The 21,163-nt window shown below is 65.0% G+C and carries 25 protein-coding genes and 2 tRNA genes; 13 read left to right on the top strand and 14 right to left on the bottom strand.

Annotated features, from left to right (window positions below; translation table 11 throughout):
- Positions 1-242 precede the first annotated feature (242 nt).
- Positions 243-328: transfer RNA gene (locus tag B5V03_RS04110), tRNA-Tyr, on the bottom strand.
- 205 nt (positions 329-533) lie between these two features.
- Here B5V03_RS04110 and rlmB point away from each other — a divergent pair.
- Positions 534-1,364, top strand: coding sequence for a 23S rRNA (guanosine(2251)-2'-O)-methyltransferase RlmB (rlmB, locus tag B5V03_RS04105; RefSeq protein WP_129268004.1), 831 nt, complete (start codon positions 534-536; stop codon positions 1,362-1,364).
- Between the two features lie 63 nt (positions 1,365-1,427).
- On the opposite strand, the gene B5V03_RS04100 is transcribed toward rlmB, so the two are convergent.
- A complete protein-coding gene (locus tag B5V03_RS04100; protein WP_129268003.1) occupies positions 1,428-1,961 on the bottom strand; it encodes a hypothetical protein in 534 nt (177 codons plus the stop codon).
- 35 nt (positions 1,962-1,996) lie between these two features.
- The gene (locus tag B5V03_RS04095) at positions 1,997-2,482 is read right to left on the bottom strand and encodes a hypothetical protein (RefSeq protein ID WP_129268002.1); all 486 of its coding nucleotides are present in this window, start codon (positions 2,480-2,482) and stop codon (positions 1,997-1,999) included.
- Positions 2,483-2,788: 306 nt separating this feature from the next.
- Between B5V03_RS04095 and B5V03_RS04090 the strand changes: the two genes are divergently transcribed.
- Positions 2,789-3,274 (top strand): hypothetical protein, encoded by a 486-nt coding sequence (locus B5V03_RS04090; RefSeq protein ID WP_129268001.1) that lies wholly within the window; start codon positions 2,789-2,791, stop codon positions 3,272-3,274.
- Positions 3,275-3,464: 190 nt separating this feature from the next.
- Positions 3,465-3,539, top strand: a tRNA-Thr gene (locus B5V03_RS04085).
- 18 nt (positions 3,540-3,557) lie between these two features.
- Here B5V03_RS04085 and B5V03_RS04080 read toward each other — a convergent pair.
- Positions 3,558-3,977, bottom strand: coding sequence for a GFA family protein (locus B5V03_RS04080; protein ID WP_129268000.1), 420 nt, complete (start codon positions 3,975-3,977; stop codon positions 3,558-3,560).
- Between the two features lie 124 nt (positions 3,978-4,101).
- Between B5V03_RS04080 and B5V03_RS04075 the strand changes: the two genes are divergently transcribed.
- Positions 4,102-4,368, top strand: coding sequence for a hypothetical protein (locus B5V03_RS04075; RefSeq protein WP_129267999.1), 267 nt, complete (start codon positions 4,102-4,104; stop codon positions 4,366-4,368).
- Between the two features lie 4 nt (positions 4,369-4,372).
- On the opposite strand, the gene B5V03_RS04070 is transcribed toward B5V03_RS04075, so the two are convergent.
- Positions 4,373-6,205, bottom strand: a complete 1,833-nt coding sequence (locus B5V03_RS04070; RefSeq protein WP_164987776.1) for a PQQ-binding-like beta-propeller repeat protein — start codon at positions 6,203-6,205, stop codon at positions 4,373-4,375.
- A 101-nt stretch (positions 6,206-6,306) separates the two neighbouring features.
- Positions 6,307-7,017 (bottom strand): class I SAM-dependent methyltransferase, encoded by a 711-nt coding sequence (locus B5V03_RS04065; RefSeq protein WP_129267997.1) that lies wholly within the window; start codon positions 7,015-7,017, stop codon positions 6,307-6,309.
- A gap of 87 nt (positions 7,018-7,104) precedes the next feature.
- Between B5V03_RS04065 and B5V03_RS04060 the strand changes: the two genes are divergently transcribed.
- Entirely contained in the window at positions 7,105-7,866 is a 762-nt protein-coding gene (locus tag B5V03_RS04060; protein ID WP_245502154.1) for a dienelactone hydrolase family protein, read from the top strand.
- Between the two features lie 10 nt (positions 7,867-7,876).
- On the opposite strand, the gene B5V03_RS04055 is transcribed toward B5V03_RS04060, so the two are convergent.
- Positions 7,877-8,596 (bottom strand): class I SAM-dependent methyltransferase, encoded by a 720-nt coding sequence (locus tag B5V03_RS04055; protein WP_129267996.1) that lies wholly within the window; start codon positions 8,594-8,596, stop codon positions 7,877-7,879.
- Positions 8,597-8,842: 246 nt separating this feature from the next.
- A complete protein-coding gene (locus tag B5V03_RS04050) occupies positions 8,843-10,540 on the bottom strand; it encodes a methyl-accepting chemotaxis protein (RefSeq protein WP_129267995.1) in 1,698 nt (565 codons plus the stop codon).
- Between the two features lie 206 nt (positions 10,541-10,746).
- Here B5V03_RS04050 and B5V03_RS04045 point away from each other — a divergent pair, with 206 nt between their 5' ends.
- Positions 10,747-10,992, top strand: a complete 246-nt coding sequence (locus B5V03_RS04045; protein WP_349643384.1) for a hypothetical protein — start codon at positions 10,747-10,749, stop codon at positions 10,990-10,992.
- Between the two features lie 3 nt (positions 10,993-10,995).
- Here B5V03_RS04045 and B5V03_RS42710 read toward each other — a convergent pair whose 3' ends face one another.
- A complete protein-coding gene (locus B5V03_RS42710) occupies positions 10,996-11,121 on the bottom strand; it encodes a hypothetical protein (protein ID WP_283811527.1) in 126 nt (41 codons plus the stop codon).
- 145 nt (positions 11,122-11,266) lie between these two features.
- On the opposite strand from B5V03_RS42710, the gene B5V03_RS04035 reads away from it, so the two are divergent.
- Positions 11,267-11,674 (top strand): hypothetical protein, encoded by a 408-nt coding sequence (locus B5V03_RS04035; RefSeq protein WP_129267993.1) that lies wholly within the window; start codon positions 11,267-11,269, stop codon positions 11,672-11,674.
- 402 nt (positions 11,675-12,076) lie between these two features.
- Positions 12,077-12,331 (top strand): hypothetical protein, encoded by a 255-nt coding sequence (locus tag B5V03_RS04030; protein ID WP_129267992.1) that lies wholly within the window; start codon positions 12,077-12,079, stop codon positions 12,329-12,331.
- Between the two features lie 39 nt (positions 12,332-12,370).
- Here the strand turns inward: B5V03_RS04030 and B5V03_RS42900 are convergent, their stop codons facing one another.
- From B5V03_RS42900 to B5V03_RS04010, 4 genes are all read right to left on the bottom strand, one after another.
- A complete protein-coding gene (locus tag B5V03_RS42900) occupies positions 12,371-12,613 on the bottom strand; it encodes a DUF6719 family protein (RefSeq protein WP_129267991.1) in 243 nt (80 codons plus the stop codon).
- A 252-nt stretch (positions 12,614-12,865) separates the two neighbouring features.
- Complete coding sequence (locus B5V03_RS04020; RefSeq protein ID WP_129267990.1) at positions 12,866-13,573, bottom strand: outer membrane protein; 708 nt, start codon at positions 13,571-13,573, stop codon at positions 12,866-12,868.
- A gap of 296 nt (positions 13,574-13,869) precedes the next feature.
- The gene (locus B5V03_RS04015; protein WP_206736116.1) at positions 13,870-14,304 is read right to left on the bottom strand and encodes a hypothetical protein; all 435 of its coding nucleotides are present in this window, start codon (positions 14,302-14,304) and stop codon (positions 13,870-13,872) included.
- A gap of 317 nt (positions 14,305-14,621) precedes the next feature.
- Positions 14,622-15,020 carry a His-rich protein BRANT gene (locus tag B5V03_RS04010; RefSeq protein WP_129267989.1) on the bottom strand — a complete coding sequence of 133 codons (399 nt, stop codon included), beginning with the start codon at positions 15,018-15,020 and terminating at the stop codon, positions 14,622-14,624.
- 254 nt (positions 15,021-15,274) lie between these two features.
- Between B5V03_RS04010 and B5V03_RS04005 the strand changes: the two genes are divergently transcribed.
- Together B5V03_RS04005 and B5V03_RS04000 are read left to right on the top strand one after the other, a co-directional pair.
- A complete protein-coding gene (locus B5V03_RS04005; protein WP_129267988.1) occupies positions 15,275-15,817 on the top strand; it encodes a tetratricopeptide repeat protein in 543 nt (180 codons plus the stop codon).
- Positions 15,818-15,923: 106 nt separating this feature from the next.
- Positions 15,924-17,309 (top strand): serine hydrolase domain-containing protein, encoded by a 1,386-nt coding sequence (locus tag B5V03_RS04000; protein WP_164987775.1) that lies wholly within the window; start codon positions 15,924-15,926, stop codon positions 17,307-17,309.
- Here B5V03_RS04000 and B5V03_RS03995 read toward each other — a convergent pair.
- Positions 17,299-18,867, bottom strand: a complete 1,569-nt coding sequence (locus B5V03_RS03995; RefSeq protein ID WP_129267986.1) for a S10 family peptidase — start codon at positions 18,865-18,867, stop codon at positions 17,299-17,301. The two genes, B5V03_RS04000 and B5V03_RS03995, sit on opposite strands and share 11 nt — an antisense overlap.
- Positions 18,868-19,048: 181 nt before the next feature.
- Between B5V03_RS03995 and B5V03_RS03990 the strand changes: the two genes are divergently transcribed.
- The 3 genes from B5V03_RS03990 to B5V03_RS03980 all read left to right on the top strand — a co-directional run bounded on the left by B5V03_RS03990 (position 19,049) and on the right by B5V03_RS03980 (position 21,071).
- The gene (locus B5V03_RS03990) at positions 19,049-19,828 is read left to right on the top strand and encodes an NAD kinase (RefSeq protein ID WP_129267985.1); all 780 of its coding nucleotides are present in this window, start codon (positions 19,049-19,051) and stop codon (positions 19,826-19,828) included.
- 87 nt (positions 19,829-19,915) lie between these two features.
- Positions 19,916-20,461: a response regulator gene (locus B5V03_RS03985; protein ID WP_129267984.1), complete on the top strand. Its 546-nt coding sequence runs from the start codon at positions 19,916-19,918 to the stop codon at positions 20,459-20,461.
- 31 nt (positions 20,462-20,492) lie between these two features.
- A complete protein-coding gene (locus B5V03_RS03980; protein WP_129267983.1) occupies positions 20,493-21,071 on the top strand; it encodes an Hpt domain-containing protein in 579 nt (192 codons plus the stop codon).
- The last annotated feature ends 92 nt before the right edge of the window (positions 21,072-21,163 follow it).

Raw genomic sequence — 21,163 nt, 5'->3', positions numbered from 1 at the left:
GAGCACAGCGATACATCGCGCCGGTGATAGCGATCAGCATGCTGCGCAATCAAATTCATGCGCGTGCAGAGCGATGACAATGTGGGGATGCGAGGATCGTTCGCTGCGAGGATCGTTCGCTAGAAGTGCCCGCCGACGCCCTGCGGGCTAGTGGCAGCCTTGAGTTACAAGTCTTGGCTAGCTTCGCGTGGCCGCTATCTTGGCCGGCTTGCCCGGCCGTAGCTCGCGAAGCGAGCGAAGGATGGTGGGGGAAGAAGGACTCGAACCTTCGAAGTCATAAGACGGCTGATTTACAGTCAGCTCCCTTTGCCACTCGGGACACTCCCCCGCTCGACGGCAGCACAATCGGGCCGGACCTTGCCGGCGACCGAAGACGGCCATGGAACATGAGGCCGCGACGGCCCGGATGGGGACGCGACCGGTCGCGGTTATGGGCGAAGCGGTGGGGCAAAGTCAACCGAGGCGAACAGCTAAAATGACCCTCCCGGGCGCCCAAATTGCCATATTCCGGGACCCGTGACACAAGCGAGGCCATGAAGGACAAAAAATTCGCCCCGAGGGGCCCCCGCGGCGGGGCTAAGCCCTTCAACAGAACAGGGAAATCGGCCGGTCGGCCGGCCTGGCGCGACCGCGATTCGCACCCCGACGGGCCGGTCATCCTCTATGGCTGGCACACCGTGACCATGGCGCTCGCCAACCCGCAGCGCCAGATCCGCAAGCTGACGCTGACCGAGAACGCCGCAAAGCGGCTTGCGGACGAGAACATCGAGACCCGCGTCGTCCCCGAGATCGTCCGGCCCCAGGACATCGACCGGCAGCTGTCGCCCGACGCCGTGCACCAGGGCCTGCTCGCCGAGGCCGATCCCCTGCCCTCGCCCGACATCGAGGATTTGGCGCAGGAAGGCATGGTGCTGGTGCTCGACCAGATCACCGATCCGCACAATGTCGGCGCCATCCTGCGCTCCGCAGCCGCGTTCGCGGTGAAGGCGATCGTCACCACCGCGCGCCACAGTCCGGAAGCGACCGGCGTGCTGGCCAAGGCCGCCTCCGGCGCGCTGGAGCTGGTGCCAATGGTGACCGTGCAAAACCTCGCCCGCGCGCTCACCACGCTGAACGAGCTCGGCTTCCAGACCGTCGGGCTGGACAGCGAAGGCAGCGAGGACCTCTCGGATGTCGTGCTGCGCGAGCCGCTCGCGCTGGTGCTGGGCGCGGAAGGCACGGGGCTGCGGCGTTTGACGCGCGAGACCTGCAGCGTCGTGGCGCGGCTCGACATGCCCGGCGAGATCAAGAGCCTCAACGTCTCCAACGCCGCCGTGCTCTCGCTCTATGTCGGCGCGAGCCGGCTCGGGCTGATGAAGCGGTAATAAGAGAAAACGCCCGTCCGCATCATGCGGACGGGCGCTTCGCAAAACTCAACCGATCAGAGATCAGTAATAGCGGCGCAGCACGCGGTGGCCGCCGTAATACGGCGCCGGCGCGTAACGACGGGCGTAGCCGTAGCGCGGGCCGTAGCCGTAGTGGGTGCGCGGCAGATAGCCGGCGCGCGGACCGTAGCCGTAGCGATACGGACGATAGTACGGGCGGCGATAGGGATAGGCAGCCGGCGCTTCGACCGCGGCGGCGCGATAGCCGTAGCCATTTCCATAACCGTTGCTGTAGCCATAACCGTGACCGTAGCCATAGTTCGCAGGCGCAACGACCGCGTCCTCACGATAGGTCGGATACGGCGCGAAGGCGCCCGGGCCGGTATAGGTCGGGCCCTGGTTGACGTAATAGTACTGCGTGGTGGGCTCGGCGAGACGCTCATAGGCGCCATAGCCATAACCGCCGCAACCGGTGTTGCAGCCGGAATAGACCGGCGCAACCGGCTGGCACGGATTGAAGCCGCAAGCCGCGGCCGGCGCGGCCCCGACGAACATCACGGCAGCTGCCGCGACCAGTCCCGAAATCATCTGACGCATTACTCTCTCCTGTTGATTTCCGTTTTTGACGTTTCTTACCCCGGCGGCTTGCCGGGCACCTCTGCACGCGGCCGCGGCCGACGATGCTGCGGATTCACATTGATCTCCGGCGCCAGGATCACCGGCGGCGGATCGACCGGCACGTCCATCTGCGGCGGCAGCGGGGCCGATTGCGCGCCCCAGCTCTGGTGATAGCTCTCGGCGGGTTTTGGCAATTTGCGGTTCGCGGGCGGCTCGACTTCGAGCCGGCCGTAGCCGGGCCGCAAGCCCAGTGTCGGATAATAATGGCCGACGTCGTCGGGCTGCCGCTCGGCGATATAGCGTCCGCCGTAGATCGTCGGCTGCACCTGCACGTTCTTGCCGAGGCCCCAGACACCTTCGACGACGCTGTAGGACGCATCGATGCCATTGATGATGATGGGCACGCCGGGACGGCCGGGCACGACGATATCGAAACCGCCGCCGGCAAATGCCGTCGCTGGCAGTGCGATCAAGACGGCAGCGAGTGCCACGGCGCGCATGAAGAGGTTCCGTTCAATCCGGCGACAACCTAACCGATTGCGGCACAGAGAGAGTTAAAGCCAGCTCACCAAATGCCGGTAAGCCTAACGGGCAAGGGTCGATAGCGGCTCAAATGCCGCGGGCTACGCTAGCCAAGCGTTAACGTGACAAGAGCCCACCGCACCTGCCGGAGCCCACTAGGTTGCGTGGTACAAATTGCACATCCTGCGCGGGCTCACGTCGATGTGACCCCGCCTGCGGAAATCCGCGGAACGAGTGCCGGATGCCGCGCTTAGCACAGGTCTCAACAACATGGAGAAAATGCCATGACGAGCCCAAAGCTTCTTGGCCTGGCCGCGATCGTTGCGTCCATGCTGGCCACACCGGCCTTCGCGCAAACGACAATCGACAATTCAGGCCGCTGCACGGGACTGTTCCAGGATCCCCAATGCCAGAATCTCGCCCCCGGCAATGCCACCACCGATCGCGCCTATCGCCGCCGGCACATGGCCCGCGCCGAAGTGAATCCGCGGGTGAATCGGAATGATGGAACGCAATCCGGCTTCTGGCCGCTCGACACCGCAGGTGCAGTCGCCGGCGCGGCGGTCGGCACCGCCGCCGCCGTTGCGTCGGCACCGTTCCGCGGCTGGGACAATTCCTATGCCTATGACAATTCCGGCGGCTACAACGGCCGATACGGCGAAATGGGCTGGTACGGCAACTGGGATACCTATGCGGCCCGCAACGGCATCGTGTGCCGGCCCGGTACCTGGATCAAGGGCGAAGACGGCCGGCAACACCTCTGCCAATAAGACCTTCTTCCCTCGCCTTGAAATGGTTTCAGGCGGCCCCATGGGCCGCCTGTTTCATGCCGGCAAAACGCCTGCGCGGGTTCTGGCACTTTCCACCCAAGTCTGATATTGCGGCGCGCACGGGCGGACAGCCCCGGCGCAGGCCGCCCCTGCCTGTTCCTTGCGTGTTCCTTGCCCGTCTCCTGGCGTCGCCGGCTTAGCTCAGCGGTAGAGCAGCGGTTTTGTAAACCGAAGGTCGGGGGTTCAATCCCCTCAGCCGGCACCAGCGCTCGATGTGCGCCCTTCAACCCGAACTCTTCCGCCCACTGCCCTGTTCAAGGTGCTCGACGCCGGCGGCGTTGATCTCGACCCAGGCATGTTTCGACTGCTCGAAGACGGATTTGATCGGTGCCGGGAAATTCGGATCCGCGATCGCGCCAACGGCAACGCCGACCATCGCCGGCAGATTGTCGGCCTTCCAATACACCGTCGAGCCGCAGTCCGAGCAGAAATAGAAGCGGACCTTGCCGCCGCTCTCGGCTGCACGAACGTATTCCTTCGGCGTTCCCGAGATCGTCACCGCCTCAACCGGGTAAAAAGCGCCGACGCCGAACGGCGCCCCGGTGCGCCGCTGGCAATCGATACAATGACAGGCCGCAACCAATTTGGTCGGCTCAGGAAGCGAGATTGAAACAGCACCGCAACTGCATCTGGCATCGATCATCAAGCACACTCCCTTTCCTCACGCTGTCGTTGCCCGGCATTTTGATCCGCCCGAATTTGCATGCCCCGATGCACAACGCCAGCCGACCTGCTCCGTACCTCGAAGCGCAGAAGTCGGAGCGTGCATGCCCGTTTTGACCGACGACGAAGACCTCGCCATTCAAGCCAAGCTCAATTTCATCCTCGGTGCCAGGACATACGACACATACCTTCAGGGCTTTCGGTGCGCGGAATTGTCCGGCGGCGTCGTGATCACCTACGCCAGGAGCGAGTACATGGCGGGCGTGATCAGCGCCAAATACAGCACGCAGATCGCCGTCGCGGTCGAGAGTATTGTCAGGCAACCCACCGCAATGGTGCTGATCCTGCCCTGTCGCAAGCAGCCGCGGTGAGCCCTCATTCGGTCCCCACCTCGAACGCCAGCAGCACGTTGCCGGCCACCCCGCTCCACTGGCCGTAGCCGGAATTGGTGTAGAGCATGCCGCCTGCGATGACGGGCCCGGGACCGTCGATCGCCCCGCCATGGGCCGGCACGCCGTTGACGGCCTTGTAATCCTGCGCGGTATCGAACTCCCACAGCAGCTTGCCGTCGGTGGCGTAGGCGCGCATGAAGCCGCTGACGCTGCCGGAGAACACCACGCCCGGGATCAGGGTCACAGCCGCCGACAGCGCGGGGCTGCATTGGATACGATCGCCACAGGCGACCGGCGCCACCTCCATCGCGACTTTTCCGCTGGCGAGATCAAGGCCGAACAGGCCACCACCTTGCGTGGAATCGAGCTGCCGCGTGCCGTCGCGCCTGAAGCGCACGTCGGAGTTCGCGACATAGATGCGGTCCCCATCCGCGGCCGAGCCCCATTCGCTGCCACCGAGCGAACCGCCCTTCCCGATCCGCGTCTGCCAGAGAATCTTGCCGCCGTCATCGGGATCGAGCGCGTGCACGACGCCGGATTTCTGCGCGATTGCGAGAACGCGCTTGCCGTCGCGCAAAGTCACCAGGATCGGAGACTGGCCGAAATCGTGATCGGGCCCGTGCTCATCGGGGCAATTGGTCCGATCTGGAGTGAAGCACGCCACGACAAAAGCATCCTTCGGCGTGGCCTGCTGCTTCCAGAGCAGCTTTCCCGTCGCGAGATCGAAGGCAAGGATCGCGTCGCTCATTGCGGACGGCGGGTTCGAATAGGAATTGCTGGTCGCGACATAGATCGCATCTCGCTTCGCATCGATCGTCGGCGCCGACCAGATCGCGGCGCCGGAGGGACCATAGAGCTGCGTCCCCCTCGCGTTCTTGTCGGTCGGGTGCGGCACTTCGGGGATCGTATAGGCCTGCCACACCGCCTTGCCGGTCGCGGCCTCCAGCGCCACCACGCTGCCGCGGAAGGTGCAGCATTCATAAGTGGGTTGCGAGCCCGAGGCTTCCTCGAGCGAGGACACCGGCACGTAGAGCACTCCGGCATGCAGCGTCGGCGCGCCGGTGATGCGCGCCCCCGGATGCTCTTCGACCTTGGTTTTCCAGATCAGCGCGCCGGTCAGCGCGTTGACGGCATAGGCGTTGGCGCGCAAATCGCCGAAGAAGATCGCGAACTGATCGGAGCCGGGAAGCGGCGCAAAGCTGATCGCGGCGCGCACCGCGGCATCGGTTGCGAGAGTCCACAGCGTGCAGCCGCTGCGCGCGTCGAGCGCGTGCACCTTGCGGTCGGTCCCACCGATGAACAGCAGGCCGCCCACGACGGTTGGCGGCGCAAAGGACAGCGAGGCGCCGGGAAAGGCATAGGCCCATTTCAGTCGCAGGCGCGGCACCTGCTCGGCCGTCAGCCCCGCCATGTCGGCCGGCTGGAAGCGGCTGTTGGCGGGATCGACGCCCCATCCGTTCCAGCGTGGACCGTCGAGCGATTGTGTAAAGGAGCCTGCCGCCTGCGTGCAGCGGCCTTCCGCATCGGCTGCGGCGCCAGTTGCGGCCTTGCCGGTGACGAAGGACGCGATCGCGCGGCGTTCCACGTCGCTGCGGTCCTTCGCCATCGCCGCCATGCTGCCGGAGGTCAAGATCCCCAGCACATGATCGAACGACATCGCTTGCATGGCACCGCGCGCGGGCGCGCGGCTCTGGGCGTCGCGGCCATCGTGACATTGCGCGCAATGCGTTGCGTAGAGCGCGGCGCCGTCCTGCTGTGCCATCGCCGGGGCGCAGCACCACATCAACAAGGCGGCTACGGGAACGTTCAATCTCATGGCGTGCTCCGGCATCGTCACCCGACGCGAGATGGCTTTGCACAACCAGAAGTATACCGCGACCGCAATCATCGATGCAACGGAGGTTCCACCCGCGTCCGTCACATCGCCGTGGCTATGCGGGCGATCGGCAATTCATCCAGCCGCCACAGCCCAAGACTTTTGTCGCGCCAGCCGCCATCGCCCTCCTCGCAGCGCTCGTCGATCAGTTCGCGCGGCGCCGGCCAGTTGAACGGCGCCATCTCCATGTTCAGCGCGCGCCAGTCGCCGTCCTCGCAATCACGGTTGCCCTCCCATTCGGGAAACGTCGTGACCAGCAGGAAGCGCGCGCCGCTGGCGCGAAAGTTCGCGACGGCGCGGGCGATGTTGTCGAAACTCAGATGCACCAGACAGTCCCGGCACAGGATCAAGTCGGCCGGCGGCAGTGCATCGCGCGTGATGTCCGCAACGAGGAAACGGCCGGCCAATTCGCCACGCGCGACGCGCTGGTTGTTGGCCGCGATCAGTGACGGCACGATGTCGATGCCGGTATAGTCAAGGTCGAGCTTCACGCGGCCGATCCAGCCCGCATCGCCGCAGGGCGCATCGAGCAGCGAGCGCGCGCCGATCCGTTGCAGCAGGGCAGGAAGCGCGTCCCGGATCGCGGCAGTCGCAGGGTCCTCCGAACCGAGGCCCGACACCGAACTGGCCGCGCCCCACAAATTCGTTTGCTCGATCCGCTCGAACCGCGCGGCGAGATCGAGGCCTGCGAAATTGTCGCGGTCGGCGACGAAGCGTTCGTGGGCAAGCACAGGTGGACGATGGGCGATCATCGGGCGAGGCTCGCGTCAAGATTTCGTCGCAAGCATACTATACGGGCGAGGCATTCAATCCGAAATCTCCCGCGAACGAGTTCGCTGATGATCACCCGACGAATGGCCCTGGCCGGCCTCGCCACTCTGCTGTCGTCCATGGCCGCACGCGGCGCTCCAGCCGAAGAGTTCAGCGTCATCTCCGGCCACGACAGCCTGCCCGTGTCGCGCTATGCGGCAGCGGCGGCCGGAAAACGCCCCGCCGTGATCGTGCTGCACGGCGCCCGCGGCATCGAGCTCAGGCCCCGTGCCTATGAGCGATATGCCGATGCGCTGACGGAAAAGGGCATCGACACTTATTTTCTCCGTTATATGACATCGGCCGATACGGCTGTGGTGACGCCGATGTCCAGCACCCACGAGAGCCGCGAAGCCTATGAGACGTCGCGGTTCGACGCTTGGGGCGATACGGTTTCCGCCACCGTGACGGCGATCCAGGGGCGACCCGAGAGTTCGGGGCGCATCGGTCTGCTCGGCTTCTCGCTGGGCGGCTACATCGCGGCCGATGCCGCCGCGCGCGACACGCGCATCGCGGCGCTTGCGGTGCTCTATGGCGGCATGCCCGACGCCTTGGTCACCAAGATCAAGCATCTGCCGCCGCTGATCGCGTTGCATGGCGAGGCCGATCGGAACGTGCCGATCACCAAGGGGCGCGAGCTGGTCGCGCTGGGCAAGTCTGTCGGCGCCGAAACCGAATTCGTGCCCTATCCGGGCAAGGCCCACGGTTTTGATTTCTCCGACACCGATCCGATGACGCCGGATGCCGTCGATCGCGTCACCCGGTTCTTCAAGGCGAAGCTCGCCGCCTGACCACATCGCCTCAAGCCGGCTTCTGCCACTCCATGATGTGGAAGAAGGGCACGCGGCGGTGACGCTCATTCCTGTCGGGATCACCGCCCGTGGGCTGTGGCTCGCTGAACAGGCGCAGCTGGAGACCGTGATCGAGCAGCAGCGTCATGTAGGTGCTGAGCGGACGGTGCCAGTTCTGGATCCGGACGCCGCGCCAGCTCACCCAGGTCGCCCGTTCGTCCATGTAGTGATCGATGTTGAAGCGCAGGGCGCCCTCGCTGTCGCGCGTCCAGCCTTCGGGCGGGCCTGCGGTATTGAAGCTGGTCATGTTCGCGATCAGCAGCGTGCCGCCCGGCCGCAGCGCGGCCGCCATCTTCGCGATCGCCGCGCCGAGATCGGGCATGTCGATCAGGCTGAGATAGCTGACGACGAGATCATAAGACGCATCGGCATCCATCGTCTCGGCACGGCCGAGCCGATAGTCGCCGTGCGGGTCCAGCTCCCTGGCGCGCGCGAGAAGCGCTTCGGTCGGATCGATGCCGGTGGTGCGGATGCCGGCGCGCTGCATGATACGGCAGAAGCGCCCTTCCCCGCAGCCGACATCGAGCGCATGGCGGAAACCGCGCCCCTCGATTCGCGCAAGCATGGGTGCGTCCAGCACGAAGCGGCGGGCGTAGTCGCCGTCGTCACCCTGCTCGACGATCCAGGCTGCCGCCGAGGCGGCCCAGCCGTCGCTGACATCTTCGTTCATGGATCGGCCTTCGAGGTCGACGCGGGCGCCCCCCGCCGCGGGACGGCCACTGACCACAGATTGGACCGAAGTTCAACATGAGGTAGCATGCGGGCCCATGCGCCCCACCACCGCCAACGAGAAAGCCAAAATGGTCGCCGGTGCGGTGACGGCCGTCATCATGACGGCCGTGCTGTTCGTCGTCGTTCTTGCATTCCTGCTGCAATAGGCGCTGTCAGTGCGGCGGACGGATGCCGCCGCGTCGACTTAAGCGGCGCGCACCGTGCGGAGGAATTTTCCGACTTCGTCCTTCAACCGGTTGCTGTCCGTCGCCAGCATTTTTGCGGTCGAGAGCACCTGCGAGGAGGCCGAGCCGGTCTCGGCCGCGCCGCGCTGCACGTCGGTGATGTTGGTGGAGACCTGCTGGGTGCCATGAGCTGCCTGCTGCACGTTGCGTGAGATCTCCTGGGTCGCGGCGCCCTGCTCCTCGACGGCCGCGGCGATGGTCGACGACACTTCCGACAGCCGCTCGATGGTCGCGGAGATGTCGCGGATCGCGTTGACCGATTCCTGGGTCGCGGTCTGGATGCCGGAAATCTGCTGGCTGATCTCGCCGGTCGCCTTCGCGGTCTGCTCGGCCAGCGTCTTGACCTCGGCGGCGACCACCGCAAAACCGCGGCCGGCCTCGCCGGCGCGCGCCGCCTCGATCGTAGCGTTCAGCGCCAGCAAATTGGTCTGGCCGGCGATGGTGTTGATGAGCTCGACGACGTCGCCGATGCGCGTGGCCGCAACCGAGAGCTCGCTGACCCGCTCGGTCGTGGTGCGGGCCTGGGTGACGGCTTCACCGGCCATCCGCGCGGATTCCTGCACCTGGCGGCTGATCTCGTTGACCGAGGAGGACAGCTCCTCCGTGGCGGTCGCGACCGACTGCACGTTGCCGGTGGCTTCGCCCGACGCCATCACGACGACCGAGGTCAGCTCCTGCGCGCGCTGCGCGGTGGTGGCCAGCGTCGAGGACGATGCCTCGAGCTCGGTGGAGGCGGATCCGACGGTCTCGATGATCTCGCCGACCGCACGTTCAAAACCGTCGGCCAGGTTGACCATGTCACGCTTGCGCTGCGCGGCGGCCTGCTTCTCGGCTTCGGCCTGCGCCGCCTTGAGGCGCTCGACCTCGAGGCCGTTGGTCTTGAAGATTTCGACGGTCCTGGCCATGTCGCCGATCTCGTCGCCGCGGTCCTTCTCGGGCACCTCGATCTTGAGATCGTTGCGGGCGAGACCTTCCATGGCGAGCTTGAGGCGGGCAATCGGTCGGGACATCGCATTGAGGCCGATGAACAGGGCGATCGCGATGCCCAAGATCAGGCCACCGGCGCTGACGCCGATCACGGTCCAGGTCGCGGACCGCGCGTCGCGGTTGATGGCGTCCTTGCGCTTGGAAACGGCCTGCGCGGTCTCGGACACGAACTGGGCGATGCGCGCCAGGGCGGCATCCATCACCGGATCGCACTCCTTGTGCGCGCGGTCGGACGCCTTGGCGTTCTCTTCCGGGGAGCTGGCCTGCGAGCCGGCCTTCAGGACCGGATCACAGCTGGCGAACACGGCTTTCAACTGGTCGGCGATGCTCTTGATCTGGCTCGTGCGCGACGGATCATCCTGCTCCGCGGCATCCAGATATTGGCGGATTTCGTCGCGGTTCTGGGTCGCGATCTTGAGACGGTTGGCGTTGCCCGCCTCCGTCGCCTCGGTGAAGACCGCATAGAGCGCGGCATGATAGGTCTCGGCGCGGCGCTGGGCGCGGGTGAGGTTGAGCGCGGAGGATTGCGCAGCGGCAAGCTCGCCGAACCCGTCGACCGTCGCGGAGAGTTCGCGCGTGCCGAAGGCGGCGACGGCGATCATCGCGCAGCCCATCACGGCCACGATCAGCGCGACCTTCCATACGATCTTCAGATTGTTCAAAAAGCTCATCTCAGCCGCCCAATGATTTTTTCCGGTCTCCAGTGACCGAAGCAGTTCCAGTGACGCCATTGGAACCGGCGGACGTTAAAATTTGATGCCAAATGGCCCGACTACCCTTACGGAAAAATAACCGTTCGGGGCGCCGACGTAAGTCTCGCGCAAGCTTGAGCTGCCTTTGGCAGCGTTTTGGGCCGGCTTTGGCCAGGCCGGAACAAATGGCCCGCGTCGGTCGTTCTTGGCCCATGCGGATCAGAGAAGAAAATCGAAACGTATTTCTGCTGACGACGGTGACGTTGTGTTGCGTGGTTGTGGCGGGCACGCTGGCGCTATTCGAACCGGTGCTTGGACAGGGCGCCGAGAAGCAGGTCGCCGACGGCAGGCCGACAGACGCCTCTCCTCAGGAGCCGGTCCGGGTGGTCGGGGCGCGCTTCGTGCCCAACATCAACCCGCGCGAGCGATAGCGCTCACCGAGGCAAGACCTCCGGATCCGCCTCGGGCCGGCCTTGGGCACGCGCCAATTCCTCGACGAACGCGATCACCTCCGCCCGCTTGTCGGGCGACAGCGACAGGAAGGCGCGAACGAGCCTCAAGCCCTCCTCCTCGTCTGAGCGTTCTTTTCCGGCATCCATCCCCGCACTGTCGGGTGATCGGGAAAAATATGCAATCCCTTGCAGGATAACCTTCTTGATTAGTCCCTTGGGCTTTGGTGGAATAGCCAAAACCGGGGGGTGGCCCATGAAGTGGATCAGGGAGCGCGACGCACTGATCGCGCAGACACTGGCCTTCGTCCAATCGGTAACCGGCAAGAAGGATGACCTCCATCCGCCGGAGATACCGACGACTGCACCTGCTGTGTGGGTGCAGAGCGTCGCCGTCGAGACCCGTGCCACGCAGACCTTGGCCGTCGAGACGTTCGCGGTTGAGGTCGAGCCGCCACAAGCCGCTCCGCCGCCCCCGCCCGTCATAGTCCCGCCGCCGCGCAAGGGGGGCGATTTCCGCACCGAGATGCAGGCCCGGATCGCCAATTTCCGCAAGCATCAGGAGCGGTTCGAGCGGGAGCGCGAGGAATATTGCGCGGCCACCCTGACAAAACTCCGCGCCGCCATCCGCGACCCGTCCCTCCGTCCGCCAGCCGAGGAGTAAGCATGATCCGGAAAAGTGCGCAGCGGTTTTCCGAAAAGATCATGCTCAAACAACAACCTAAAGCGCGATGACGGTTCAACCCAATTTCATCGCGCTTTAGGCGGGCGGTTCGGTCAGGTCCCTACAACCAGGACCACACCAACCAGAGATTGGCCGCACAGGCGCCGATCAGTGCCAGCGTCAGTGGCAGCAGCATGTGCCCGCAGCAGGTTTTGAGGTCGGTCGTCATGGCCGGAAACATCCCCTGATTCCGGCAAATGAGTCCCAGGGTTTCTTTTTTTGGGGATTCAGGACTCGTTAAGGGACTCAGGGCCCGGCTCCCGCCCCCCGATCACGGCCCCGTGATCGATCCGGAACCCCTCTCCGGCGAAATCGTTAACGCGCTTTCCCGGAGCGGAAAGAATGCCCTACGCCCTGTTCTGCAACGACGCCCAAATCAGCAAGGCCTATCCCGATGAGGCCGACATCTGGAAGCTCGCGCAGCAAAGCGGTCTTGTCGTGGATGTCGCCACCGACGACGAGCGCCACGGGCCGCGTCGGGTGCTCGACAATGACTACGAGATCAAGCCCTGCCGGGCTGCCCAAGGCGAGGACCCCGCCATGAACAAGGCCGAGGCCGAACGGCAATCCAGGATGGAGCTTGAGCTGAATTCCTGAGGTCAGGCCGCAAGCCGGAGGGTGTCTTAGGAAGCGATCTCAGGGGGTCGCGGTCGCCAGCGACGCCTGCTCGCCGGCCAGAGCCACACAGGCCTTGCGGCGGTGCAGGCCCCGGATCGCGCCTGTGACCTTCAGCACCTTGCCCGATGGACACGAGGCGTCCTTGACGAAGGCCACCTCATAGGGTGCCAGCATCAGAGGCTCGGACTTGAGGATTGTCTGTGCAGCGCATGGCAAGGAAATGAAGCACGAGAGCACACCAGCCGACACCAAGATACGCATGTCCGTCGTCCCACCAGCCCGGTAATTCTCATATAACGCCTTCCGGAGCCCGAGTTCCGTAAGTCGCAAAAATTATTTTTGCTTTACGCCGGCCCCATGACACGCGTGAGAAGGCGCATGTCAGAACGTTTGCTTGCAAATGACGCGCCAGATGGTTCACGCATTGGAAACAAGGGCTGGCAAACAAGGGCTGGCAAACGAAAGGCCGGCGGGGAGCCGGCCTTTGTCAGATCTGGGTTCGCCGCAGGTGGGTCAGTAGCGCGAGGCTGCCGGACCGCCCCAGCCGAACCGGTAGTTCACACCGACCTTGACGGTATGCTCGTCCTCCCGGCCCCGGACACCGACGATGTCGGCCGGGCCGGAGGTGAAGGTCGTGCTGCCAAAGTTGTAGTACTGGTACTCGGCCTTGGCCGACCAGTTCGGCGCGAACATGTATTCGAGGCCGGCGCCGACGGTGTAGCCGTCCTTGTTGTTGCCGGTGGCGGTGAAGGCCTGCGGCACGCCGGCGACGTTGACGCCAAGGCCGCCATTGCGCCAAGCGTAACCGCCCTTGGCGTAGACCAGCGCCGGTCCCCAGGTGTAGCCGACGCGGCCGGTCACCGACCCGAGCTGGTCGGTGTTCGACGTCACCTGCGTGCCCAGCGGGAAGGTGGCACCGTTGTTGTTGGTCGGCAGCCAGGAATACTGGGCCTCGACACCCACCACCCAATTGGGCGCGAACTGGTAGTCGAAGCCGCCCTGCACGCCGCCCAGGAAGCGGGCGTCGCTGGACTGGAAGCTGCTGTCGCCGGCGAACGCGCCGCCGACATGGCCGCCGATGTAGAAACCGGTCCAGTTGTAGATCACTTGCGGTGGCGTATAGGCGGGCGCCTTGGTGTAGGTGCGCGCCTGCATATCGGCGGCGGCCGCCGGCCCTGCCAGCGCCAATAGCGCGACTGCGCCCAGCAAAATCTTTTTCATATCATCCCCGTTCTTTCATTTACGACACTCAGGAAACAACGTGGCGTGAATTGGGTTGCTTCGCGGCGATGCCGGAACGTTGATCGTTCGCAACTGTGACGGGGCGGCAACAACGCGACTTTGTTCCAACAAGTCTGCTTTCGCCGACACATTTTGTGGGCGAAAGGCCTGCCCACAAGACCAGCCGTAACGATTTGTCGCGAGGTAGATCGCCTCCGTTCAAAGCTCGCCAAAATGTGATCCCGCGGCTCCGGCAGCCTCTGTCCTAGCACCAGCGGATGAAGGCGGGCTTTGTGCTACCGCGTCATCTTTTCCAGTTCCGGAAAGGGTGCGTAAACCGCGCCGGTGCAGAGCTCGGCGGCGCGGTCGACGACGCGGTCCGCCCGCCCGTTGACGAAGATCACGGCGCGCTCCCGAACGCCCTTGGTGCTGCCGTCGGTCTCACGCGGGGTGAAGCGCAGGCAGCTCACGAAGAACTGCCGCCCGCCGATCTCGCGCAGCACCGGCTCGGCCATGCTGGCCTCGCGTACGCCGACGGGATTGTTGAGGTAAGCGCGCATCAGCGCCAGCGTGTCACTGCGGAAATTGTCGGGAAACGGCTGCGGCCCTCCGGCCTGGGTCCCCTCCATCAGGGATGGACGGTCACGGTCGCTGCCAAAACATCCCGCCAGCGCCAGCGGCAATGCCAGGATCAATACCAAGCTCACCGCACGTTTCGCCGATCGCCCCACAGCTCACGCTCTCCGCTCGAACCGACTCGGAAGACGTTCCAGCCCCAAGGTTGCAATGATGCATGTCTAGAGGTGTTTTGCCCGACGAGTCAACGGATTCGTAAAATCCGCAAGGCCATACCGGCAAGCCGTTGATTCATCTGGCACCGTCTACAGTGCATGGGGTTGTTTTCGCGGTTTTGTTTGGGCTTGCTGCATCGACGACCGGCCCGCCGCCAATGCCTTGCGCTTTCGCACAAGGCATGACGAAGGGCCGGGCCTGACATCCGCGCGCGGCGGCGGGGCAATGCAGGGGTGCCGCCGCGCGGGATCAGTCGTTAGCTGCGCTTCTCGGTGGTCACCGGCTTGGTCATGTCCGGCTGCGCCTTCAGCGACTTCTTCGCCGACAGATGCTTGTGGTGATGGCGATGGGTGCGCACGGTCTTGTGCTCGTCGGGCGTGACCGCGGCGTTCGCATTCATCGCCTTCGACTTGGTGTCGACCTTGGCGTCCGCCTTGACGTCGGCGGGCTTCGTATCGGGAGCCTTCACGGCGGAGGTTTTGGCATCGGCCTTGACGCCGGCATCCGGCTTCGCGGCGGTGGTCGACGTCTTGGTCTGGCCCTGGTCCGCCTTGATCACCGGCGTGGTCGCGGTGGTCTTGCCGGCCTCGGCGGCGAAGGCCGGGGCTGCGATCACGGAAGCTGCAAGCAAGGCTGCGGAAATGGTCTTCAACATGGTGTGTCTCCTCTTTGAAGGATCTTGAGGCGGCGCCCTCTTGCCGACCTTCGATCGTAGGTGTGAGCCTAGGGGAAGCGCGCTGAACCCATTCTGAAGCCGATTGCCAGCTTCCGTTCATCTGGATGACAAGTTTGTCATCTGCGCCCGGGGGGGCGAATAGATCGTGCGAAGCGGGAATGTTTTTGCCCCATGGGTGTTCCGGTCTTTGGGCAATCGTGTAGGATCGCCACGTTCCATACGGGAGAATTTAGATGCGCAAACTCTCAATGCTTGTAGTGCCGGGCCTAGTCGCCATGTCGCTGGCGGCCGCGCCGGTGCTGTCCAGCGCTTACGCCGCCGGCAGTGACGAGCCTTCGTCGCCCCCGAAGTCGGACTCCTCGTCCAAGAAGGGCAAGAAGAAGAGCTCTTCCATCAGCGATCCGAAATTCCTCGCGGCCTATCGCACCGCCTACACCACGATCTACGACAACCACGACTACACCGGCGCGATCGGCCAGCTGAAGTCGCTCGAGCGCAATGATGTCGCCGACGTCGCGAACCTGATCGGCTATTCCTACCGCAAGCTCGGGGACTACCAGTCGTCGAAGATCTATTACGAGCTGGCGCTGAAGGACGATCCGAACCACGTCCGCACCTGGCAGTATTACGGCCTCTGGCAGCTCGAGCAGGGCAACCGCGAGCAGGCGCAGTATCACCTGAACAAGATCGCCTCGCTCGCCGGCACCGACAGCTCCGAATATCGCTCGCTCGCCGCCGCGCTCGACAAGCCGACCGGCGCGACCCTCGTCTACTAAAGACAGCGCATCTTCGAACGGCGAACGGGCACACCTCGGGGTTGTGCCCGTTCCGCTTTCTCGGCTAGCCTTCGCGCACGAATCCTCCCCTCACGTTTGGTGCGCAATGGACACGTGGCTGCGATCCGCGATCGACTACATCGGCTCCTGGATTGAATTTCAGCAGACCACAATCCAGCAGCCCGGCGTCATCGTCGCATTCGCCCATCGCGGCGAAATCGTCGCCGAGCACGCCTTCGGCCTCGCCAATCTCGACACCGGCGAGAAGCTCACCCCGCGCCACCGCTGCCGCATCGCCTCGCACTCGAAGAGCTTCACCTCGGCCGGCATCATGAAGCTGCGCGAGCAGCGCAAGCTCCGGCTCGACGACACGGTCGGCCAATATATCAGCGGCCTGCATCCGCGCGTTGGCGAGACGACCATCGCGCAGCTGCTCTCGCACACCGCAGGGCTGACGCGCGACGGCGCCGATTCCGGCCAGTTCATCGATCGTCGTCCGTATCTGAGCGCGAAGGAGTTGCTCGCGGAACTGAAGCTACCGACTGCGATCGAGCCCGGCACGCGCTTCAAATATTCCAACCACGGCTTTGGCCTGCTCGGTCTCGTCGTCGAAGCCGTGACGAAGGAGCCCTACTCCGTCTGGATCAAACGCGAGATCATCGAGCCCGCGGGCCTGCGCGAAACCGAGCCGGACGCGCCACTTCCCAAGGGCGCATTATTCGCGCGCGGTCACACGCGAAAGCTGCCATTTGGCGAGCGCTGCGTGATCCCCGGCGACAATCTCACAAACGCCATGGCGTCCGCCACGGGCTTCGCCGCCACCGCCGGCGACACCGCCCGCTTCTTCGCCCAGCTCGCGCCCAATGCCAGAAAGAGCGTGCTGTCGGTCGCCGGCCGCCGCGAGATGACGCGGCATCACTGGCGCATCCCGCAGAGTTTCGAGGCCTATTACGGCTTGGGAATCGGCGCCGGCAAGCTCGACGGCTGGGAGTGGTTCGGCCATGGCGGCCACTTTCAGGGCTATATCTCGCGGACCTGCGCCATCCCCGCCTGCGAGCTCGCGATCAGCATCATCAGCAATTCCATCGACGGCGCAGCCCCGTTCTGGATGGACGGCGCGATGCAGATTTTACGCGTGTTCAGGACACGCGGCGCACCCGACCGCCGCGTGCGCAACTGGACCGGCCGCTGGTGGACGATCTGGGGCGCTACGGACCTCGTGCCGATGGGCGACCGCGTGCTCGTCGCCAATCCGCAGTTCAACAATCCGTTCATGGATGCCGGCGAGATCGAGGTCACGGGCCGCGACACCGGCAAGCTCGCCTGGGCTGCGGGCCACTCAAGCTACGGTGAGCCTGTGCGCCGCGTGCGCGATGCGCGCGGCAAGGTCAGCGACATCTGGCTGGCGGGGGCCAATATCAGGCCTGCGAGCGCGGTCGCTCGCGAGATTGAACGGAGATACAAGCCTCGCAAGCGCCGCCCTACTCCCTGATCAGCGCCTCGACCTCGCCGCGAAATGCCTGCCGCGAGCCGTCGCGCGAATAGAACATGTGGCCGCCGGGATAGACGACGAATTTTACCCGCTGCGTCGCGAATGCCGGCAATTGGTCGAGCACCCGCTTCGATCCGAAATAGGGCGTGGCGAGATCGAACAGACCGTGCGCGACCAGCACGTTCAGCTTCGCATCGGTGGCGAGGATCTGGCGCAGCTCGGACACCGATTGCGGTGGGTTGATGCCGCGCCCGAAATCCCAGTTGCCCTCGACGGCGCCGTTGAGAACTTCATAGGAGCCATCCGGCCGCCAGTTGAGTTTTCGCGAGAGGACGTCGACCGCGGCACTCGTCAGCGGCGCCTGGAGCGCGTCGCCCGAGGGGTCGCCGAAACGGGAGTTGCCCGAATCCGGATAGGGATCGAAGCCACGCACGGAGCCATCGTAGCGTCCCGTCACCTTGCCGCCTCTGCGATCGAACTCGCGGCGGAATTCACCGACGTCGAAGCGGCCCGCGAGCCTGCGGCTCACCGCCTGGTCAATACCGGTGAGCTCGGCGACCTTGTCGGCAAGGCGGTTGGTCGCCTCCTTGTCCGCTTCGCCCTTGACGAGATCCGCTAAAAATTCGCCGCGCGCGTAAGCCTCGACGTCGGCGAGATCCGCGCGCTTGACCGGACCTTTGGCTTCACGCGCGACCGCCACATAGCTCGGCAGCGTCGCGACATATTGCAGGAGGCTCGTGCCGGTGAACTCGCGGAAGTCGAGCAGCGGCGACACCAGGACCAATCCCCTGACGCCGACGCCATGCTGGAGCTGCAACTGGCGCACGACTTTCGGCCCGCGGATGCCGCCATAGCTTTCGCCGGCGACGTATTTCGGCGAGGTCAGTCGATCATGTTTCTCGAGCCAGCGGCGGATCACGAGCGCGATCGAATTGACGTCGCCGTCGACGGAGTAAAACGATTTTCGCGCGTCATCGCCGCTCGCGATGAAGCGGCTGTAGCCGGTGCTGACGGGATCGATGAAGACGAGATCGGTGAAGTCGAGCCAGGTCTCGGCGTTCGGCTTCACTTCGGGCGAGGCCGACGGCGACAGCGCCTCGCCGTCGAGCGGCAGCCGCCACGGCCCGGCAGCCCCGAACTGGAGCCAAGCCGAGGACGCTCCGGGCCCGCCGTTGAACAGGAACGTCACCGGCCGCGTGGCGCGGTCGGCGCCGTCGAGCTCGTAAGACGTATAGGCGATGTCGGCCAGCGGATCGCCCTTGCCGTCGAACACGCGGATCGAGCCGGCGGTCGCAGCAAAATTGAGGGTGCGGCCGGGCAGATCGAGCGTCTGCTTCGTGATCGAATCCGAGGGCAGACGGTGCGGCTCGGCGACCGAGGATGAAGTCTGTGGCGCGTTCTGCGCGCCACCGCCGCGTCCGCCCTTCTGTCCGACTGGCGTGGTCGTCTCCGCGCGCGGCTGCGGCGGATCGTCCGCGCGCGCAAAGCCTGCGAGCGCAAAAGCCGATACTGCCAACACCAGGGTCGTTCGTCGGAGCGCCGGCAAGCTCGTGACCATGATCGTTCTCCCTGCCCGGCCGTAAGAGCCGGTGCGCACCGGAAGGCTAGCGTGGAATTGCGACGGTTTGGGGGATCACCGGACTGCCGGGCCTGGAGAGGCCGGTCTCGACAATACAGGCCCAGGTCGTATAGACGAGCCCGGCGGAACTTTCTCCAGCCAGCGGCCCTGCCCGGAAGCCATGACCAAGCCAGCGCGATACGACCGGATCGCCTTCGTCGCGAGCCCAAGCAGCGAAGCGCAGGCCGCCTTCGGCCAGCTCACCCAGGAGTATGGCAATTGCGCCCCTGGGGAAGCCGATGTCGTCGTCGCGCTCGGCGGCGACGGGCTGATGCTGCAGACGCTGCACCAGCACATGCACACGGGAAAGCCGATCTACGGCATGCACCGCGGCACCGTCGGCTTCCTGATGAATGAATACTCGACGGTCGATCTGCGTGCCCGCCTCGAGGCGGCGCATGAATCCGAGATCAACCCGCTCCTGATGCGCGCGACCGACGTCAACGACCGCGTCCATCTGCATCACGCCATCAACGAGGTCGCCCTATTCCGGCAGACCTATCAGGCCGCGCGCTTGCGGATTCTGATCGACGAGCGCGAGCGCATGCCCGAGCTGATCGCCGACGGCATCATGGTGGCGACGCCGGCGGGCTCGACCGCCTACAATCTGTCCGCGCAGGGACCGATCCTGCCGATCAACGCCGCCCTGCTGGCGCTGACCCCGATCAGCGCCTTCCGCCCGCGCCGCTGGCGCGGCGCGCTGCTGCCCAACACCGCCTATGTCGTGATCGAGGTGCTGGAGGGCGACAAGCGTCCCGTGGCAGCGGTCGCCGACCACGACGAGGTGCGCGACGTCCGCCGTGTCGAGGTCCTCACCGACAAGACCATCTCGATGCGGATGCTGTTCGACCCCGGCCACAGCCTGGAAGAGCGCATTCTGCGCGAGCAGTTCGGCTCCTGAGCGGCTCGTCGGGCTGCCGATCGCAACCCTTCATTAACCCCCAGCGCGATATGGTTAACGAAAGTTGACCGCTTCGGCCTGGGCGCCATGTTCCGCATCGATTTCAACAAGCTCCGTTTCCTCGTCTGCGACGACAATCCGCACATGCGCCGCATCCTGCGGACGCTGCTGCATTCGTTCGGCGCGCGCGAAGTCTACGAGGCCGAGGACGGCGCCACGGCGCTCGAAATGTACAGCCATTACGTACCCGACATCGTCATCACCGACTGGGCGATGCCGATCTTCGACGGCCTCGAGCTCGCGCAGATGATCCGGCAGCCGGAATCCAAAGGCAACCCTTACGCGCCGATCATCATGCTGACCGGCCATTCCGAGAAGCGTCGCGTCACCGTGGCGCGCGATGCCGGCGTCACCGAATTCCTGGCCAAGCCGATCTCGGCCAAGGGGCTCTACCAGCGCATCCTCAACGTGGTCGCCAGCCCCCGCCCCTTCATCAAGACCAAGACCTATTTCGGGCCGGACCGCCGCCGCAACACCAGCTCCGCCTATATGGGGCCAGAACGCCGTGTCGGCGAAAAGCACGAGGTGCTCCAGCAGCCCTCGCTGCTCGACAAGGCCCGCTCCTCCATCTAGCGCAACGTCTCACACGATCGGGGCAGACATCATGGCGAAGAACAGCGCAAAGGACATCGAGGTCACGGCCTTCGCCACGCACCAGATCATCACGCAGCCCAATCCGCTGCGCAGGGTTCTGCGCCGCGTCGAGGAAACGGACATCGATGATCCGATCGGCCGCGCCGAGCAGGCGCTGGCAGGCCTCGCCGGCGAGTTCAAGGACTGGATGACGACCGAGGTCAATCGCCTGTCTGCCGCCTACGTCGCCATCCGCCATGAGGGCTTTACCAAGGAGCGGCGCGACGAACTGTTCCGCGCTGCGCACGACATCAAGGGCGACGCCGCAACGTTCGGTTATCCGGCAGCGGCGGGGGTCGCCGAAAGCCTGTGCCGCGTCATCGAGCACGCGCCTGATCTCGAAAAGGTCCCGGCCGAGTTGTTCACGCACCACATCAATGCCATCCTCGCCATCCTGCACGAGAACACCAAGCTCGATAGCATCAGCGTCTCCGCCGAGCTCAGCCGGCGCCTGCGCAAGGTCGCCGACGACTATCTCGCCCAGGTCAACCGCGACCGCCCCGAGCATCTCGAAGTGATCCTCGCGCCGAGCATCGTGCCGGCGGAATAGCACTCCGCTCTCCCCCGTCATTGCGAGCGCAGCGAAGCAATCCAGAGTCTTTCCGCGGAGGGATTCTGGATTGCTTCGCTGCGCTCGCAATG

The sequence above is a fragment of the Bradyrhizobium betae genome (assembly GCF_004123905.1).
In the GTDB taxonomy this organism is placed as follows: domain Bacteria; phylum Pseudomonadota; class Alphaproteobacteria; order Rhizobiales; family Xanthobacteraceae; genus Bradyrhizobium; species Bradyrhizobium betae_A.
Note: the sequence above shows the minus strand (reverse complement) of the source record. Positions and strands in the feature narration are given on the sequence as shown.